Genomic DNA, 18,358 nt, shown 5'->3' with positions numbered 1-18,358 from the left:
CGTGCGGGCATCTTTCATCCCTCCATTCCTTTTGCCGGTACCTGACTGCCGATAGGCACGCGACGCGTTCATGCTGCAATATTTCCTGAAACGCCTTCTGTCCCTCGGGCTCAGCCTTGTGGCCGCGTCGGTGGTGATCTTCCTGGCTCTGGAAGTGGTGCCGGGGGACCCGGCGTCCTACATGCTTGGCCTCAACGCCCAGGAAGACACACTGGCCGCGCTGCGCCAGGAGCTGGGCCTCGGCGGCAGTATTCTCGAGCGCTACACAGCCTGGGCAGGTGGACTTCTGGTCGGCGATTTCGGAACGTCCTACACCTATCGCACGCCGGTTGCCGGCATGATCGCCGACCGGCTGTGGGTGTCCTTGCCGCTGGCGCTCTATGCATTGGTGCTAAGCACGTTGATCGCCTTTCCGGCCGGCATCTGGGCTGCCTCGCGCCGAGGCTCCCATGCTGATGGGGCCATCATGGGTGTCACGCAGCTCGGCATTGCCATTCCCAATTTCTGGTTTGCAATGCTGATGGTGCTGGTCTTTGCCATCAATCTGCGCTGGTTTTCCGCCGGCGGTTTTCCGGGGTGGGACGCAGGCTTCTTCGTTGCCCTGAAAGCACTGACCTTGCCGGCAATTGCGCTCGCGCTGCCACAGGCGAGCATCCTGACACGTGTCATTCGCTCCAGCCTGCTCGACACGCTCGGGGAGGATTTCATCCGTACTGCCCGGGCCAAGGGGCTGAGCAAGGGACAAGCGCTCTGGCGCCATGCTGTGCGCAATGCGCTCATTCCAGTGCTGACGATCCTCGGGCTGCAATTCTCCTTTCTCTTGGCAGGCGCCATCATCATCGAAAACGTCTTCTTCCTGCCGGGGCTCGGCAGATTGGTCTTTCAGTCAATCAGCGCGCGCGATATTATCGTGGTCGAGAGTGTCGTGATGCTGCTGGTCTTTGCGGTCATCGTCGTCAACTTCGCTGTCGACATGACGTATGCCTGGGTCGATCCGAGATTGAGGAGGCGTCGTTGATGGCCCTCCTGTTCCGCAGCCGAACCCTGCTTCCAGGTGCCGTTTTGACGCTGCTGTTCACGCTCGCAGCGCTGATCAGTCTTGTGTGGGTGCCATACGACACGACGGTGGTGGACATCGCCAACCGAATGAAGCCGCCAAGCTGGTTACATCCCTTTGGCACCGATCAGTTCGGACGCGATATTCTCAGCATGATCATGGTCGGCGCCCGCACCTCCATCGCCGTCGCGCTGGTGGCCGTCGGCATCGGCATGGCCGTCGGTGTCCCGCTCGGTCTTGCCGCTGCTGCCAGAAAAGGCGGCCTGATGGACGAGATCATCATGCGCGCCAATGATCTGGTGTTTGCATTCCCGAGCCTTCTCATTGCGGTCATGATCACCGCTGTGTTCGGGGCATCGGCACTCAACGCCATCATCGCCATCGGCATCTTCAACATCCCGGTGTTCGCCCGCCTGACGAGAGGCGCCGCACTGTCGCTCTGGAACCGGGAGTACATTCTGGCGGCGCGGGTGGCGGGCAAGGGCTCGGCGCGCATCTCGCTGGAACATATCCTGCCCAACGTCGCCAATCTCCTGATCGTTCAGGGCACGATCCAGTTCTCGCTCGGCATTCTGGCCGAGGCAGGTCTGAGCTACGTGGGTCTCGGTGCACAGCCTCCCACGGCAAGCTGGGGCCGAATGCTGGCCGACAGCCAGACGATGATATCGCTCGCGCCTCATCTGGCACTGTTTCCGGGCCTCGCCATCCTGTTGACCGTGCTCGGGCTGAACCTGCTGGGCGACGGCCTGCGCGACAGTCTCGACCCGAAACTCAGGAGAGCCCGGACATGACCCTCTCCGAAACCGGCCTCCTTTCCATCCGGGATCTGTCGCTTTCCATTCATGGTCTGCCGATCCTGAAAGACGTCTCCATGGAAGTGGCGCCGGGGCGCATTCTGGGTGTGATCGGCGAGAGCGGATCTGGCAAGTCGATCACGGCCTTTTCCGTGCTGCAACTGTTGCCTGGCGGTTCGACTTGCAACGGGTCAATCACCCTGTTGGGCAAGGACATCCTCTCGCTGAGCGAAGCCGAAATGTGTGGCCTGCGCGGGCGGGATGTTGGCATGGTCTTTCAGGAGCCGATGACCGCGCTCAACCCGCTGAAGACTATCGGTGCCCAGGTTGCCGAGACGATCCTGATCCATGAGCGTGTTTCCAAAGCCGAAGCGATGGCACGAGCAGCCGATGCCTTGCATCGGGCGGAGCTGCCGCAGGAGCGGTTCCCGCTCAGCCGGTATCCGCATGAACTCTCCGGTGGTCAGCGGCAGAGAGTGGTCATCGCCATGGCGATTGCGCTCAGGCCCAAACTCCTGATTGCCGATGAACCAACCACGGCGCTGGATGTCACCACCCAGGCGCAGATCCTGGATCTTCTGAAGCGTCTTGTCGCCGAGGATGGCATGGGCCTGATGCTGATCAGCCATGATCTCGCCGTCGTGGCCGACCTTGCCGACGATCTGGTTATCATGCGCCAGGGGGAGGTGGTGGAAAGCGGCCCGGCAAAAGCGCTTTTCGGCAATCTGCAACACCCTTATTCGCGCGCGCTGCTGGAAGCTTCGGCCCACGTGCCGGACCGCAGCCACGAAATGCTGGAGCCGCCGCTGCTGCAGGTGCGGGAAGTCGTGCGCGAGTATACCGGACACACGCACGGCTGGTGGGGCAAGACCACGCAGTTTCGCGCCGTTGACGGGGTCAGCTTCGAGATCCGCAAAGGTGAAAGCCTTGGTCTTGTCGGCGAATCCGGTTGCGGAAAATCGACGCTTACGCGGGCGATCCTCGGCCTTGAGGAGGTGCAGGGCGGCGAGATCCTGTTCGATGGTCTGCCGGTCTTCACCCATCACCATGCAAATCAGATCGTGCGCCGGCGCATGCAGGTGGTGTTTCAGGACCCCTATGGCAGCTTCAATCCGCGTTGGAAGGTGGAGCGGCTGATCACCGAACCGTTCCATCTCATGTCAAATCCACCGCGTGGTGCCGAGCGCGACAGGGCCGTTGCCGAAGCTCTTGAAAGCGTCGGCTTGAGCGCGGCCGATGCCCAAAAGTACATTCACGAATTTTCCGGCGGCCAGCGCCAGCGCATCGCAATTGCCCGCGCGCTGATCATCAAGCCGGACCTGATCATTCTGGACGAAGCAGTGTCGGCGCTCGATGTATCCGTCCGTGCCCAGGTGCTCGATCTTCTGGCGGATCTGGCCGACAGGTTCGGCCTGACCTACCTCTTCATCAGCCACGATCTCAGCGTGGTCCGCTCGATCACGGATCGGGTGCTGGTGATGAAATCCGGCAAGATCGTTGAAGAAGGTCCGACAAACACCGTCTTTGACCGGCCCAGCCACCCATACACACAACAACTTGTTGCCGCCGCGCCGGTTCTGCCGGCCGGTATCGCTTGAGGGAGAAGCCCATGACCCAGCACCTGGACCTTTGGTTCGATCCGGCCAAGTGCCTGATCGGCGGAAAATGGGTGGCCCCTGTGGGAGGAGGCGAACTGCCGCTGAACGATCCATCGACCGGAGCACGCATCGGGGCCATTGCCCGCGGCGGAGCGGCGGACATTGATGCGGCGGTCGCGGCGGCGGAAGCTGCCATGGCAGGGGAGTGGGGCCGGACAAACGCTGCCGAACGCGGCCGGTTTCTGTTTCGCCTGCGCGAATTGGTGCTGGAAAAGGTCGACCATCTGGCGCGGATCGAGTCCCTCGACGTCGGCAAGCCGCTGAAACAGGCCCGCGCCGATGCCGTAGCGCTTGCCCGGTATCTGGAATTTTATGGCGGCGCCGCCGACAAGCTCCATGGCGAAACCATTCCCTATCTCGATGGCTACACGGTTTACACCTTGCGCGAACCGCATGGCGTGACGGGACATATCGTGCCGTGGAACTACCCGATGCAGATCATCGGCCGATCTGTCGGCGCTGCCCTGGCAACAGGAAACGCGTGCGTTTTGAAACCGGCGGAAGACGCTTGCCTGACTGCACTCGCCTTTGCGGATCTTGCCCGTCAGGCCGGTTTGCCAGAGGGGGCGTTGAACGTGGTTCCGGGGCTCGGGTCCGAAGCCGGTGCAGCTCTGACAGCTCATCCCCGCGTTCACCACATTTCCTTCACCGGATCGGTCGCAACCGGTGTTCAGGTGCAGACGGCAGCAGCCAAAAATGTTGTGCCGGTCACACTGGAGCTCGGCGGCAAGTCGCCTCAGCTTGTGTTCGAAGATGCCGATCTGGACGCAGCCCTGCCGTTTCTGGTCAACGCGGGCATCCAGAACGCGGGCCAGACCTGCTCGGCGTCCTCGCGCATTCTGGTGCAAAGGTCTGTCGTTGATCAGGTTACCGAACGCATGGCGGCTCGTTACGGTTCCCTGAAGGTTGGACCGGCGCTGAACGATCTCGACGTCGGGCCGCTGATCTCGTCAAAGCAGAAGGGCATCGTTTCCAGCTTTCTGGACCGGGGTGCGGATCTTCAAAAGGTTGCTGAAGGCGTGCTGCAGGATGCACCTGACGGCGGCAACTATGTCTGCCCGACCCTTTTTGCCGGCGTTTCACCCGGCCACGTGCTGGCCCGGGACGAGATCTTCGGTCCGGTGCAGGTGATCATTCCCTTTGACGATGAGGACGAAGCCATCGCCATCGCCAACGGCACGGACTACGGCCTGGTCGCGAGCCTTTGGACCCGCGACGGAGCGCGTCAGATGCGGCTCGCCAAAAAGATCCGTACAGGCCAGGTCTTCATCAACAATTACGGCGCCGGTGGCGGTGTCGAGCTGCCGTTCGGCGGCATGGGCAAATCCGGTCACGGCCGGGAAAAAGGCTTCGAGGCCCTCTACGGCTTCACCACACTGAAGACCGTGGCGGCGTTTCACGGGTAGGAGCCGGGATGCTCCGCTTCGTTGCGCGGCAAAAGAACAATGAAATGTAGCTCCCCGATCCCGGCTCGCGCTTCGCTTGGCCTGGATGACGCCGGAGAGCATGGAACCAAGATCGGGAGGTTTGCATGAGACTTGAAGGAAAGAAGGCGATTGTCACGGGCGGGGCCTCGGGCTTTGGCGCTGGTATCGTGCGCAAGTTCGCTGCAGAAGGCGCCAAGGTGATGGTCGCCGACCTGAACCTGGAGCTTGCCGAGGAAATTGCCTCCGAAGTCGGCGGCCTGGCCATCAAGGCGGATGTGTCCAGCAACGACAGTGTCAGCCACATGGCTGACGTTGCCTCGTCTCTGCTCGGCAGCGTCGACATTCTGGTCAACAATGCAGGCATCACGCATCTGCCCAAGCCGATGCAGGAGGTCACGGAAGAAGAGTTTGACCGGGTCATGGCGGTCAATTGCAAGTCGGTCTATCTGACGGCGAAGCACTTCGTCCCGGCCATGGCGGAAGCCGGCAAGGGCGCAATTTTGAATGTGGCCTCCACCGCAGGCCTCAGCCCGCGTCCTCGGCTCAACTGGTACAACGCCTCCAAGGGGTGGATGATCACCGCGACGAAGACAATGGCCGTGGAACTGGCCCCTTCGGGTGTTCGGGTGAATGCAATCTGCCCGGTGGCCGGTGAAACGCCGCTGCTGAAAAGCTTCATGGGGGAAGACACGCCCGAAATGCGTGCCAAGTTCCTGTCTACCATTCCCATCGGCCGCTTTTCCACGCCGGAAGACATGGGCAACGCGGCCTGTTTCCTGTGCTCGGACGAGGCGGGCATGATCACGGGCGTCGCGATGGAAGTCGATGGCGGCCGCTGTATCTGAGCATTGATCAGCCGTGGCAGAGTCACGTATCAGACAGGTCTGAACAGACTACGCAACGATGAGACGGCTGAGGAGACGGCGAAGATGAAGCGATACACCGGTGGCTGCCTGTGCGGAAATGTCAGGTTCGTGGCGGAAGGCGATCCCTACCGGGTTGGCCTGTGCCACTGTCTCGACTGCCGCAAGCACCACGGGGCATTGTTCCATGCCTCAGCCGTCTTTCCGCAGGACGCTGTAAGTCACGAGGGGGAAACGGGCGAGTACCAGGGGCGGTCCTTCTGCCCGCGGTGCGGGTCGTCCGTTTTCTCGCAAACGGGCGATGAAACCGAGGTGCATCTTGGCGCGCTCGATGCACCCGACCAGTTGAAGCCAACCTACGAACTCTGGACCATCCGCCGCGAAACCTGGTTGCCGGAGTTTCCGCTTTCCGCGCACTACGAACGGGACCGGGAAAATGAGGGCCGCGAGGAGTAGGGCGCGCGGTTAGCCCAGTGACGTCCGCGCACCCCTCGGGTTTCCAGCCGGTGGCCCGTCACAAGATCCTAGGTCTCCTCATTTCCGGAGCAGTCGCGTTTTCAAGAAGCGTTGGCGCGATCAAACCGGGGCTCAATGCGAGTTTGAGAGTGATCTGACCTCGGGATCAGTGCTGCGCTTGTCCCGAGAGCCAGCTGCCGGAACGTCGATGCCGGCAAGATTTCGGGCCCGCTGATTTCCGATATATGTTTGGGCGACCGGCAACGTTTTTCTGGTCCGGAGAGATGAAGGCGAGCGGATTCGATCTTCCTGGCCCCGCTTCTGAACCCTGTCGAGCAAATTTTTCTCACGTTTAATTTCAGGTGAAAGTTGCTGAAATCGCTCGTGATTTCTACGTATGAAATGAATGCATTCAAAAAAATGAAACGTTTCATATTGACGTCCCAATTTGGCCGTGCTTTCAATTATCGAACCTGATAGCGCCCTTGGAATGGCGTGAGAGGTGCAGCCTTTTTGGGAGGAAAATCATGAAGTTATTGAAAATCGCTGCTGCGGCGGCGACAGGCCTCGCTTTGCTTGGTGGAACCGCTCTCGCTGACGAAAAGCCGGTGGTTGGTCTGATCATGAAATCGTTGGCCAACGAGTTCTTTCAGAACATGATGGTGGGTGCCGAAGAGCACCAGAAGCGCCGTGGCGACTACGAGCTCAAGGCCGTCGGCATGCAGAACGAGACCGACTTTGAATCTCAGATCAACGCGGTCGAAAACTTCATCACCCAGGATGTCGACGCCATTGTGGTCGCGCCTGCCGACAGCCGTGCCATGGTCCGTCCGCTGAAAAAGGCGATGGAAGCCGGTATCGTCGTGGTCAACTTCGACGTGGCGCTTGATGAGGAAGCCAAGAAGCAGCAGGGCGTCGAGCTGGCCTTCGTCGGTCCGGACAACCGGGGCGGCGCCAAGCTTGCAGGCGATGCACTGGGCAAGAAGCTGGGTGAGGGCGGCAAGGTCGTCATCATCGAGGGCAACCCGGGTGCGGACAACGCCACTCAGCGCCGTCTGGGCTTTGAGGATTCCGTTGCCGAATACAAGCTCGACCTGCTCGACAGCCGGACAGCGCATTGGGAAACCGAAGAAGCCAACCAGGTGTTCGCCACAATGCTGACGGCTCATCCCGACATCCAGGGCGTCATGGCAGCCAATGACTCCATGGCCATCGGCGTCGTGAAGGCACTGGAAAGCGCCGGTCGCACCGACATCGAAGTGGTCGGTTTCGACAACATTCCCGCTGTCGGTCCGATGATCGAAGACGGCAGGATGCTGGCAACCGTCGACCAGTTCGGCACCGAAATGGCGGCCAACGCCATCGATATGGCGCTCGACGTGGTTTCGACCGGTGAACCGCTGCAAGGCTGGGTCAAGACCCCGATTGAATTGGTGACTGTGAAGTAAGCAGTCTCAAGAAGGCTCCCGCCCGGTCAGCTTCAGGGCGGGAGCTGTTTATCCATTAAAGAACGACTGGACGCATCATGGCAGCAGCATCGCTTGCCGCAGCGCCCGCTGCTGCACCGGACCGCGCTTTCCTGACGGTCGAGGGTCTGAAGAAGCACTTCGGTGGCGTCAAGGCGCTGGACGGGGTTAGCTTTTCCCTGGACGAAGGCGAGGTTCATGCGCTCGTTGGAGAAAACGGCGCGGGCAAATCGACCCTCATCAAGATCCTTTCCGGCGTGTTTCCCTACGATGCTGGGCAAATTGTCCTGGCGGGCGAGCCTTATCGTCCTTCGAGCCCGCATGATGCCAAGGATCATGGCGTGCAGGTGGTTCATCAGGAATTCAACCTGCTGGAACATCTCTCCATCGCCGAAAACATCTCCATCGAGCAATTGCCGAAGAACAGCCTTGGTCTTCTGGACCGCAAGGAAATGAACCGGCGTGCCCGCAAGGCCCTGGACTCAATCGGGCTGACGGATGTGGACGTTACCGCGCCGGTGAGCGCGCTCGGAATTGCCCATCGCCAACTTGTCGAGATCGCGCGGGCACTGCAGTCGAAAAGCCGGATCCTGATCCTGGATGAACCGACCGCGACCCTGACGGAACGCGAGACCAAACGCCTGTTCGACATCGTCGCCGGCATCAAGGCGGACGGGGTCACGGTGGTCTTCGTCTCGCACCATCTCGATGAAGTCTTTGCCATCTGCGACCGTGTCACGGTGTTCCGAAACGGCAAGACCATCGCGACCGATCTCATCAGCGAGACCACGCCGGAAGGTGTGGTTCAGCGGATGGTTGGGCGCAAACTGGCCGCAGAGCAGCATGAGCACCCCGAGGGCCACGTTGTGGGGGCAAGCGCGCTGCGGCTGGAAAATCTTGTGACCTCCGCAAATCCCGGAAACTCGGGGATTTCGCTTGATTTGCGCTACGGCGAGATTGTCGGAATTTCCGGACTTGTCGGCGCCGGACGAACGGAAATCCTGCGCGGCATCTTCGGCATTGATCCACCCCGGTCCGGAAAGATCTTTCGCGATGCCACGGAAGTGCGTTGCAAAGGCCCGCGCGATGCCATCGCGGCCGGGATTGGATTTGTCACGGAAGACCGCAAGGACGAAGGGCTCATTCTGGGTATGCCCATTGCCGCGAATATCTCGCTGGCCAATATGGGATCCGTTTCCCGTTCGGGGCTCTTGAAGCTGGCGGAGGAAACGCGCCAGGCCATTGCAGGCGCAGCCCGGCTGACCCTCAAGTACGGCCGTACCTCGGACCCCGCGTCGAGCCTGTCCGGCGGCAACCAGCAGAAGGTTGTTCTGGCCAAGTGGCTGGCGCGCAATCCGAAGGTTCTGCTGCTCGACGAGCCCACACGTGGTGTCGACGTTGGCGCCAAGGCGGAAATCTACGCCATTCTGAAGGACCTGGCCCGTGAAGGCGTGGCCCTGCTTGTGGTCTCTTCGGAAATGCCGGAGCTGATGACGCTGGCCGACCGCATTCTGGTGCTTGCCGAACACGAGATCCAGGGCGAAGTGAAACGCCCCGACTTCTCAGAAGAAAACATCCTGAAACTGGCCTATGGGCAAACGCCGGGCGCCGGGGAAAACGACACATGACAACCGAAACCTTGAGTGAAACGGCTGCTGCGGCACCGAAGTTCTCCATCCGGACGGTGCTGCACAATGCCGGTATCGGTCTGGCTCTGCTGGCGCTGATCGTCTTTTTCTCGCTCTTCACCGAGCACTTTCTGACGCCGAACAACATCACCAACATCCTGACCCAGATCACCATCAATCTGGTGCTGGCCGTCGGCATGACCTTCGTCATCCTGATTGGCGGTATCGATCTATCTGTCGGGTCTGTGATGGCCTTTGCTGCCGTTGTGGCCGGCAAGGCGATTACCTTGCCCGGCTTCGGACCGGCGGAAGCCATTGCGCTTGCCATTGTCGCGGCCACGCTGACTGGTGTCTTCTGCGGCTTTCTCAATGGTGCCATCAGTGCCTACTGGTCGCTGCCGTCCTTCATCATCACGCTCGGCATGCTGAACATTGCCCGTGGCGCGGCGCTGCAGGTGTCCGAGGCGCAGACCATCTATTCCTTCCCCTTTGCCTTCGAGGAATTCGGGTCCGCCATGATCTACGGCGTGCCGGTGGTGTTCCTGGTGGCGTTGGTTCTGGTCTTCATTGCCTGGTTCGTGCTGAATTTCACGGTCTTCGGCCGCCTGATCTACGGCATCGGCAACAACGAGGAAGCCGTCCGGCTGGCCGGTCATTCGGTGGCCCGCTACAAGATCGCGGCCTTCACCATCTGCGGACTGACGGCCGGAATCGCGGCCGTGGTCTATATGGCGCGTCTCAACATCGCCAGCCCGATTGCCGGCATCGGTTTTGAACTCAACGCCATCGCAGCCGTCATCATCGGCGGTACCAGCCTCAGCGGCGGACGGGGATCGGTCATCGGAACGCTGCTCGGCGCCTTCATCATCGGTGTTCTCGCCAACGGTCTCATCCTGATCGGCCTCAGCGACTTCATGCGCCAGATGATCACCGGTGTCGTCATTATCGTTGCTGTCATCCTCGACTACTACCGTGCAAAGTACACAGCCAAATGAAACGCACAGCCCTGCTGAACCGCCACCTGAGTGCGCTAGTCGCCTCTCTCGGGCATATGGATGAAATCGTGGTCGCCGATGCAGGCCTGCCTGTGCCTGCCGGTGTGGACGTCATCGACCTTGCCATCACGCCGGGCGTGCCAACCTTCCGTGAGCTGCTCGCCGCGCTGCAATCCGAACTCGTCATTGAGGGGGCCGTCTGGGCTGAGGAAGCCTCTGACGACCTGTCGTCGCTGATGCAGCGCGAGGTAGACTTCTGGGCGTCGGAAACGGGCAAGGAGATCGCCGTTTCAAGGCTGTCGCACGAAGCGTTCAAACAGCGGACGCAAAAGGCCAGGGCCGTAATCCGCACTGGCGAGGTTACCCCCTACGCCAACATCATTCTCATCAGCGGAGTAGCGTTTTGACGTCCGTTACCGTTGTCGGCAGCATCAATATCGACCTTACCAGCTATCTCGACCGCTGGCCGAAGATCGGTGAGACCATCTCCGTTCGTGAAACCGTCACCTCGCTGGGCGGGAAGGGGGCAAATCAGGCTGTCGCTGCCGCCCGGCTGGGTGCGAATGTCAATTTCATCGGGGCCGTCGGCAAAGATGGTTTTGGGGCGGAAGCTGCCGCAGCTTTGAGGCCCGAAGGGGTTATGACCCTGCTGGAGGAATTGCCGGACACCGCAACTGGCCTCGCCTTCATCGATGTCGGCCCGGATGGGCAGAACATGATCCGGCTTTCCGCCGGTGCCAACGGCCGGTTGTCGCCCGATACTGTGTCTAAACAAGCAGATATCCTGGGTCAAAGCCGTGTTCTGCTGCTTCAGAATGAAATCGGCCTGGAAACGTCACTGGCAGCGGCGCGGCCGGCGCGTCAGGCCGGTGCGCTGGTGATCATGGATCCGGCACCGGCCCCCGAGCCTGCCTGGCCTGCAGAGGTGTTGACCGCGTTCGACATTCTGACCCCAAACGCGGGCGAGGCCGGTGGTCTGCTGGGAGCGGAACCTCGAACACTGGCAGATGCACGAGAGGCAGCCGATGCCCTGCGGACCCTTGGTCTGCGCGGCGCCATCGTCACGATGGGGGCGGACGGTGTGGCCTGGTCCATCGACGGCAGCGCCGGCGCCTTGCCGGCCCCGAAGGTGCACAGTATCGACACGGTTGCCGCCGGGGATTGTTTCAATGGCGCATTCGCGGCGCGGATCGCCATGAACAAGCCGATTGAAGAAGCGATTGCGTTCGCCATGCAGGCGGCAGCCCTGGCGACCACCCGCAAGGGAGCCGCCGCATCCCTGCCACGTCTGGACGAGCTGGAGGCATTCCCCGTTCAGCGCATCGCCTGAATGAATTCAAATGCTTGATCCTGTCATCGAGGAGTGGTTCAAGGTAGGCATCGCCTGGGGCGCGGGGAGACACGCAAAACATGCCAACAATCAAAGACGTCGCACGCAAAGCCGGTGTGTCGGTTGGTACTGTCTCGCGCGTTCTGTCCAAGAATGAATCCGTCAAGCAACCGCTGAAGGAACGTGTGCTCGCGGCAATGCAGGAGTTGGACTACAAACCCAACCTTGCCGCCAGGGCACTGCGCACCAACAGCATCGACGTGATCGGCCTTGTAGTGCCGGATATCACCAATCCGTTCTTTTCCCAGCTCGCCAAGAACATTGAAATGGAGGCCGCCAAACGGGGGCACTCGGTGATGCTGGCGAACTCCCACGATGATGCGGACGCCGAGCAGACACAGATTGCGGCACTGCTCGACAGGGCCGTGTGCGGGGTCATCGTTGTGGCGACCTCCGACGGCGGCCAGACACACAAGGCCGATGTTCCGATAGTCTCGCTCGACCGCCGGTTCGGACCCTATCCGCTGGTCGCGACCGATCATTTCGACGGTTCGGCGAGGATTGCCGATCACCTGGTTGGCCTGGGGCATCGCCGCATCGCCTATATCGCCGGCCCGCAATCCATGGAGGTTGCCCGCCAGCGGCAGGAAGGTTTCGTTGCCCGGATCAAGTCCCTGTCGACGTCGGACGATCCGATCATGCTCACCGTTCACGAAGGCCATTTCGATTACGACAGCGGTGAGGACATCGGCCGGGAAATCCTGAAAGGCGCCTCAAGCGAGACCCGCCCCACCGCCATCGCCGCCGCCAGCGACCAGCAGGCCATCGGCGTTCTGCGTTGTGCGCGCGACCTGAAGATCGCCATTCCGGCGGATCTGTCCGTCACCGGCTTCGATGATATTGCGCTCGCGGCTCTCGTTGTCCCGCGTCTCACCACCTTGCGTCAGCCAATCGAACGGCTGGCAGGGTCAGCGGTTGAACGGATCTTTGCAAGGGAAGCTGCGGCCGACGAGGCGATTGCAGGGGAGATCGTGGTGCGGGAATCGACGGGGACAGTCTCTTCTTCCTAATACGACACTGAGTGTTGCCAACCTGCGTCCACAAGGCATGATAACCAATTGGCAGAGCTCTATCGGCATTTGTTTCAAGCTTGAAATTTTAGGCTTGAAATAAAAATCTCCCTGTGGTTCGCTGAAGCATAACACAGCAGGGGAGTTTCGTATGAGGATTGCTTGTCTGGGCGGAGGACCTGCCGGTCTCTATTTCGCCATCTCGATGAAACTGCGAGACCCGTCTCACGAGATCGACGTGATCGAGCGCAACCGCGCCGACGACACGTTCGGCTGGGGCGTGGTGTTGTCTGATGAGACCTTGCAGAATCTTGCCGTCAACGACCCTGTCAGTGCCAAGGCCATCGGCGAGAATTTCGCCTATTGGGACGACATTGCCCTGCATATGCGTGGTGAACGTCTTGTCTCTACCGGGCATGGTTTCTGCGGTATCGGCCGTATGAAACTCCTGGTGCTCCTGCAGGAGCGAGCCCGGGAACTTGGCATCAACCTGAAATTTGAAACCGAGGTCGACAGCGCCGAGGACTATCGCAAGGACTACGATCTTGTGGTTGCCAGCGACGGTCTGAATTCCAAGACCCGGACGCTCTATCAGGATACCTTCAAGCCGGATATCGATCAGCGTCTGTGCCAGTTTGTCTGGCTCGGAACCCATCAGAAATTCGCTGATGCCTTCACCTTCATCTTTGAAGAAACCAAGCACGGCTGGGTCTGGGCGCACGCCTATCAGTTCGACGATGAGACCGCGACCTTCATCGTGGAGTGCACGCAGGAAACCTTTGATGCCTTCGGCTTTGGCGAGATGAGTCAGGAAGAGAGCATCCGGACCTGCGAGGAGATCTTCAAGGATCACCTTGGCGGCCATCCGCTGATGACCAACGCCAAGCATATCCGTGGTTCCGCCTGGATCCGTTTCCCACGCGTGCTGTGCGATAAGTGGAGCCATGAGAACGTGGTGCTGCTCGGCGACGCCGCCGCAACTGCGCATTTCTCCATCGGGTCCGGCACCAAGCTTGCCTTTGAATCGGCAATCGCTCTTGCGGAATATCTGCATACGGAAGCGGACATGGCCGCTGCCTTCAAGCGTTATGAGGAAGACCGGCGCCTGGAGGTGCTGCGTCTGCAGTCGGCAGCCCGCAATTCGCTGGAATGGTTCGAGCATGTCGAGCGGTATCTCCATCTCGATCCCGTTCAGTTCAACTATTCCATGCTGACCCGCTCCCAGCGTATCAGCCACGAAAACCTGCGTCTGCGCGACCCGAAATGGCTGGAGTCCGCCGAGCGCTGGTTCATGAACCAGGCGGGCGTATCACCGAACTCACCGGTGCGCGCGCCGATGTTCACGCCGTTCAAGCTGCGTGAAATGGAGCTGAAGAACCGCATCGTTGTATCGCCAATGGCCCAGTATAAGGCTGTTGATGGTGCGCCGACCGATTGGCACCTGATCCATTACGGCGAGCGCGCCAAGGGCGGGGCAGGGCTCGTTTTTGTCGAGATGACCTGCGTCAGTGCCGAAGGCCGGATCACGCCAGGGTGCCCTGGCCTTTATGCGCCTGAACACGAGGCAGCCTGGAAACGGCTGACCGACTTCGTGCATGCCGAAACCGAGGCCAAGATCTGTTGCCAGATCGGTCATTCCGGCCGGAAAGGCTCCACGCGGATCGGCTGGGAAGGCATGGACAAGCCTCTTGAAGACGGCAACTGGGACCTTGTGTCCGCATCCGCCATTCCCTGGTCGGACGGCAATGCGTCGCCGCGCGAAATCACGCTGGCCGAGATGGACGAGATCAAGGCCCAGTTCGTTTCTGCTGCCGAAATGGCCGAGCGCGCCGGCTTCGACATGATCGAGCTTCATGCCGCTCACGGCTATCTGCTGTCGTCGTTCATTTCGCCGGTTTCCAACGCGCGGACGGATGAGTACGGCGGATCGCTGGACAACCGGATGCGCTGGCCGCTGGAAGTCTTCAACGCCATGCGGGCCGTCTGGCCTGAGAATAAGCCGATGTCGGTGCGCATCTCCGCCTGCGACTGGGTGGGCGAGGAAGGCATCACGCCGGATGATGCGGTTGAAATCGCCCGCCGGTTCCGGGACGCCGGTGTCGATCTGGTCGACGTTTCCGCCGGTCAGACAACGCCGAAGGCACGTCCGGTCTATGGCCGCATGTTCCAGACGCCGTTCTCCGACCGCATCCGCAACGAGGGTGGACTGCCGACAATGGCTGTCGGCAACATCTACGAGGCTGACCATGCCAACTCGATCCTGATGGCGGGTCGGGCGGATCTTGTCGCCGTCGGCCGTCCGCATCTGGCAGATCCCTACTGGACGCTGCATGAAGCCGCCAAGATCGGCGACCGCAAGGCTACCGACTGGCCGCTGCCCTATCTTGCCGGCCGCGACCAGATGTGGCGTCTGGCCGACCGGGAAGCGGAGATGCTGAAGGTATGAGCGTCGAAGGTCGCCATATCCTTGTAACCGGTGGCGGCAGCGGCGTTGGCGCTGCCTGTGCCCACCTCTTCGCCGAAAAAGGCGCGAAGGTCACCATTTTCGGCAGGACGGAAGCAAGCCTTGCCGAACAGAAGTTGCCCTATCAGATCTGCGATGTAACCGACACGCAGGCCGTCCAGGCGGCTGTCGACGCGGCCCGGCAGATGAACGGCCCTGTGGATGTGGTGATCGCCAATGCCGGTGCTGCCAGCAGCAAGCCTTTTGCCCGCACCACGGTGGAAGACTTCCAGGCCATGCTGGCGGTGAACCTCTTCGGCGTCTCCAATGTCTGGCAGGCGGCACTGCCGGACATGAAGGCAAGTGGCTGGGGCCGGATGATCGCAATCGCCTCCACGGCTGGACTGCGCGGCTATCCCTATGTCAGCGCCTATAGCGCCGCCAAACACGCGGTGGTGGGCCTGACGCGTTCGCTGGCGCGGGAACTGGCCAGAACCGGAATAACGGTCAACGCCATATGCCCGGGCTTCATCGAGACGCCGTTGTTGCAGCGTTCCATCGACACAATCGTCGAAAAGACCAGTATGAGCCCGGAATCTGCGGCCGATAGCCTGAAAGCGGATAATCCACAGGGACGGTTTATTCAGGTTTCGGAAGTTGCCGAAGCTGCTTTCTATCTGTGTTCTGATGGAGCCGTGTCCGTAAACGGCCACGCGCTGACACTTTCAGGAGGGGAGCTCTGATGGCGGAAACTGCGGAAAAACAGGAAGCCTTGTCCAAGACGCGCCTGCGTCTCTGGCTGAAGCTTTTGAAATCCGTCAATGGAATCGAGGCAGAGATCCGCCGGAACCTGCGTGACCAGCATGGCACGACGCTACCGCGGTTCGATGTGATGTCTGCGCTTGCCCGGTTTCCCGATGGCCTGAAGATGTCGGAACTGTCGACGTTCCTGAAGGTGTCGAACGGCAATGTTACCGGCATTGTCGACAAGCTGACCGAAGAAGGCCTTGTCCTGCGCGTTGCCGTTCCGGGCGACCGGCGCGCCCAGGTGGCCCGGTTGACCCCCAAAGGCAGGACCGCCTTCGAGGAACTTGCCGCCCATCACGAATCCTGGATCGATGAACTGCTCGAGGGCTGGTCGGCGGACGATATCGCTGCGCTTTCGAGCCGGCTCGATCTGGTTCTGAAACGTCAAAGCCAGGAGGAGAGTGGCAATGCGAAGTGACGTGACGCATTTCAAATGTGAGATCGCCAACGGCATTGCGCGCATCGCGCTCGACCGGCCCGAACGCAAGAACCCGCTGACCTTCGAAAGCTATGCAGAACTGCGCGACTGGTTCCGGGATCTCGTTTATGCCGACGATGTTCATGCGGTGGTGATCCTGCCGAATGGTGGCAATTTCAGCTCCGGCGGCGATGTTCACGACATCATCGGCCCGCTGACCAAAATGAACATGAAGGAGCTTTTGGCCTTCACCCGCATGACGGGCGATCTGGTGAAAGCCATGCTCAATTGCGGCAAGCCGATCATTTCGGCGGTGGACGGCATCTGCGCCGGTGCCGGTGCCATCATGGCCATGGCATCCGATCTGCGTGTAGCCACACCAGAGGCCAAGGTTGCTTTCCTGTTCAACAAGGTCGGCCTTGCCGGTTGCGACATGGGCGCTTGTGCGATCCTGCCGCGGATCATCGGTCAGGGACGGGCTGCGGAGCTGCTTTATCTCGGCCGCTCGATGAAGGCCGAGGAAGGTCATGCCTGGGGATTCTTCAACGCGGTGGTCCCGTCGGACGAGCTTGAGCAGACGGCCATGGACATGGCCGGCCGTATTGTTTCCGGCCCGACCTTCTCCAATTCCATGACCAAAACCATGCTGGCGCAGGAATGGTCCATGGGGCTTGATCAGGCCATCGAAGCGGAAGCCCAGGCGCAGGCAATCTGCATGCAGGGCAATGACTTCCGCCGGGCTTATGAAGCTTTCGTCAAGAAAGAAAAGCCAGTTTTCGAGGGTGATTGATGTCGGATAAATCGTTTCTCCGCTGGCCGTTCTTCGAAGACCAACACTGGGGTCTTGCCGAGGACCTGGAGGTCTGGGCAGGCGCGCATCTGGCCGATCTCGATCATACGGACACGGACGCTGCCTGCCGGCATCTGGTCACGGCCCTGGGCGAAGCAGGCTTTCTGCAGCACAGCGGCGCGCCGGATGGCAAGCTGGATGTGCGCAGCCTCTGCCTCATCCGCGAAACCCTGGCCCGTCATGATGGTTTGGCCGACTTCGCCTTCGCCATGCAGGGGCTCGGCACCGGTGCCATTTCGCTGTTCGGCACGGACGAACAGAAAGCCGAGTGGCTCCCGCTGACGCGCAGTGGCAAGGCAATCTCCGCCTTTGCGTTGACCGAACCCCAATCCGGCTCGGATGTTGCCAACTCGACCATGACCGCCACCGACGATGGCGATGCCTATGTGCTCGACGGCGAAAAGACATGGATCTCCAACGGCGGTATCGCTGACGTCTACACGCTCTTTGCCAGAACCGGCGAAGCGCCTGGGGCGAAGGGACTTTCCGCGTTCATCGTGACGCCGGATCTCCAGGGCTTTGAAGTCGTTGAGCGACTGGAGACCATCGCACCCCATCCGCTTGCCACATTGCGTTTTACCGGTTGCCGCATTCCGAAAAAGAACCTGATCGGAACGCCGGGAGCAGGGTTCAGGATCGCCATGTCGGTTCTGGATATCTTCCGCTCAACGGTCGCCGCCGCCGCTCTGGGCTTTGCCCGCCGGGCGCTGGACGAGGCGCTTTCCCGGGTCACGACGCGTGAAATTCAGGGCTCACCGCTGTTCGATCTGCAACTGGTGCAGGGGCATATCGCCGATATGGCGCTGGACGTCGATGCCGCCGCGCTTCTGATTTACCGAGCTGCCTGGACCAAGGACAGCGGTGCCCCACGCGTTACACGCGAAGCCGCCATGGCGAAGCTGTTTGCGACCGATCAGGCGCAGAAAGTCATCGACAAGGCCGTGCAGCTTCATGGCGGTGACGGCGTGCGCTCGGGAATGCAGGTTGAAAAGCTCTATCGTGAAATTCGCGCCCTTCGGATCTACGAAGGGGCGTCGGACGTCCAGAAAATCATCATCGCGCGCCAGACTCTTGGCGCATTTCAGGGAGACTGATC

17 protein-coding genes are annotated in these 18,358 nt (G+C 60.8%); all 17 read left to right on the top strand.

What is annotated here, in order from left to right:
- Positions 1–70 precede the first annotated feature (70 nt).
- The 17 genes from FMN63_RS13280 (at position 71) to FMN63_RS13200 (ending at position 18,356) form a co-directional block, all read left to right on the top strand.
- Positions 71–1,018, top strand: a complete 948-nt coding sequence (locus tag FMN63_RS13280) for an ABC transporter permease (protein ID WP_148584445.1) — start codon at positions 71–73, stop codon at positions 1,016–1,018.
- Entirely contained in the window at positions 1,018–1,848 is an 831-nt protein-coding gene (locus FMN63_RS13275) for an ABC transporter permease (RefSeq protein WP_148584444.1), read from the top strand. Before FMN63_RS13280 ends, FMN63_RS13275 begins: the two co-directional genes overlap by 1 nt.
- The gene (locus tag FMN63_RS13270) at positions 1,845–3,449 is read left to right on the top strand and encodes an ABC transporter ATP-binding protein (RefSeq protein ID WP_148584443.1); all 1,605 of its coding nucleotides are present in this window, start codon (positions 1,845–1,847) and stop codon (positions 3,447–3,449) included. Before FMN63_RS13275 ends, FMN63_RS13270 begins: the two co-directional genes overlap by 4 nt.
- Positions 3,450–3,460: 11 nt before the next feature.
- Positions 3,461–4,915, top strand: a complete 1,455-nt coding sequence (locus FMN63_RS13265; protein WP_148584442.1) for an aldehyde dehydrogenase family protein — start codon at positions 3,461–3,463, stop codon at positions 4,913–4,915.
- A gap of 125 nt (positions 4,916–5,040) precedes the next feature.
- Entirely contained in the window at positions 5,041–5,781 is a 741-nt protein-coding gene (locus FMN63_RS13260; RefSeq protein ID WP_148584441.1) for an SDR family oxidoreductase, read from the top strand.
- An 84-nt stretch (positions 5,782–5,865) separates the two neighbouring features.
- Positions 5,866–6,255: a GFA family protein gene (locus FMN63_RS13255; RefSeq protein WP_148584440.1), complete on the top strand. Its 390-nt coding sequence runs from the start codon at positions 5,866–5,868 to the stop codon at positions 6,253–6,255.
- A 527-nt stretch (positions 6,256–6,782) separates the two neighbouring features.
- A complete protein-coding gene (locus tag FMN63_RS13250) occupies positions 6,783–7,703 on the top strand; it encodes a sugar ABC transporter substrate-binding protein (RefSeq protein ID WP_148584439.1) in 921 nt (306 codons plus the stop codon).
- A 77-nt stretch (positions 7,704–7,780) separates the two neighbouring features.
- Positions 7,781–9,349 (top strand): sugar ABC transporter ATP-binding protein, encoded by a 1,569-nt coding sequence (locus FMN63_RS13245; protein ID WP_148584438.1) that lies wholly within the window; start codon positions 7,781–7,783, stop codon positions 9,347–9,349.
- Positions 9,346–10,344, top strand: a complete 999-nt coding sequence (locus tag FMN63_RS13240; RefSeq protein WP_148584437.1) for an ABC transporter permease — start codon at positions 9,346–9,348, stop codon at positions 10,342–10,344. Before FMN63_RS13245 ends, FMN63_RS13240 begins: the two co-directional genes overlap by 4 nt.
- Positions 10,341–10,751 (top strand): D-ribose pyranase, encoded by a 411-nt coding sequence (gene rbsD, locus FMN63_RS13235; protein WP_148584436.1) that lies wholly within the window; start codon positions 10,341–10,343, stop codon positions 10,749–10,751. The genes FMN63_RS13240 and rbsD overlap by 4 nt, the downstream gene beginning before the upstream one ends.
- Positions 10,748–11,674 carry a ribokinase gene (gene rbsK, locus FMN63_RS13230; RefSeq protein WP_148584435.1) on the top strand — a complete coding sequence of 309 codons (927 nt, stop codon included), beginning with the start codon at positions 10,748–10,750 and terminating at the stop codon, positions 11,672–11,674. The genes rbsD and rbsK overlap by 4 nt, the downstream gene beginning before the upstream one ends.
- Before the next feature lie 80 nt (positions 11,675–11,754).
- Positions 11,755–12,744: a LacI family DNA-binding transcriptional regulator gene (locus FMN63_RS13225; RefSeq protein WP_148584434.1), complete on the top strand. Its 990-nt coding sequence runs from the start codon at positions 11,755–11,757 to the stop codon at positions 12,742–12,744.
- 151 nt (positions 12,745–12,895) lie between these two features.
- Entirely contained in the window at positions 12,896–15,190 is a 2,295-nt protein-coding gene (locus FMN63_RS13220) for a bifunctional salicylyl-CoA 5-hydroxylase/oxidoreductase (RefSeq protein ID WP_148584433.1), read from the top strand.
- Complete coding sequence (locus FMN63_RS13215; RefSeq protein WP_148584432.1) at positions 15,187–15,930, top strand: SDR family NAD(P)-dependent oxidoreductase; 744 nt, start codon at positions 15,187–15,189, stop codon at positions 15,928–15,930. Before FMN63_RS13220 ends, FMN63_RS13215 begins: the two co-directional genes overlap by 4 nt.
- Positions 15,930–16,412 (top strand): MarR family winged helix-turn-helix transcriptional regulator, encoded by a 483-nt coding sequence (locus FMN63_RS13210; RefSeq protein WP_148584431.1) that lies wholly within the window; start codon positions 15,930–15,932, stop codon positions 16,410–16,412. Before FMN63_RS13215 ends, FMN63_RS13210 begins: the two co-directional genes overlap by 1 nt.
- On the top strand, positions 16,402–17,202 hold the full coding sequence (locus tag FMN63_RS13205; protein WP_148584430.1) for an enoyl-CoA hydratase family protein: 801 nt from the start codon (positions 16,402–16,404) through the stop codon (positions 17,200–17,202). The genes FMN63_RS13210 and FMN63_RS13205 overlap by 11 nt, the downstream gene beginning before the upstream one ends.
- Positions 17,202–18,356, top strand: coding sequence for an acyl-CoA dehydrogenase family protein (locus FMN63_RS13200; RefSeq protein WP_148584429.1), 1,155 nt, complete (start codon positions 17,202–17,204; stop codon positions 18,354–18,356). The genes FMN63_RS13205 and FMN63_RS13200 overlap by 1 nt, the downstream gene beginning before the upstream one ends.
- Positions 18,357–18,358: the final 2 nt, after the last annotated feature.

This window comes from Stappia sp. BW2 (genome assembly GCF_008107695.1).
Classification (GTDB): Bacteria; Pseudomonadota; Alphaproteobacteria; order Rhizobiales; family Stappiaceae; genus Roseibium.
This window is presented reverse-complemented; position numbering and strand designations above follow the sequence as displayed.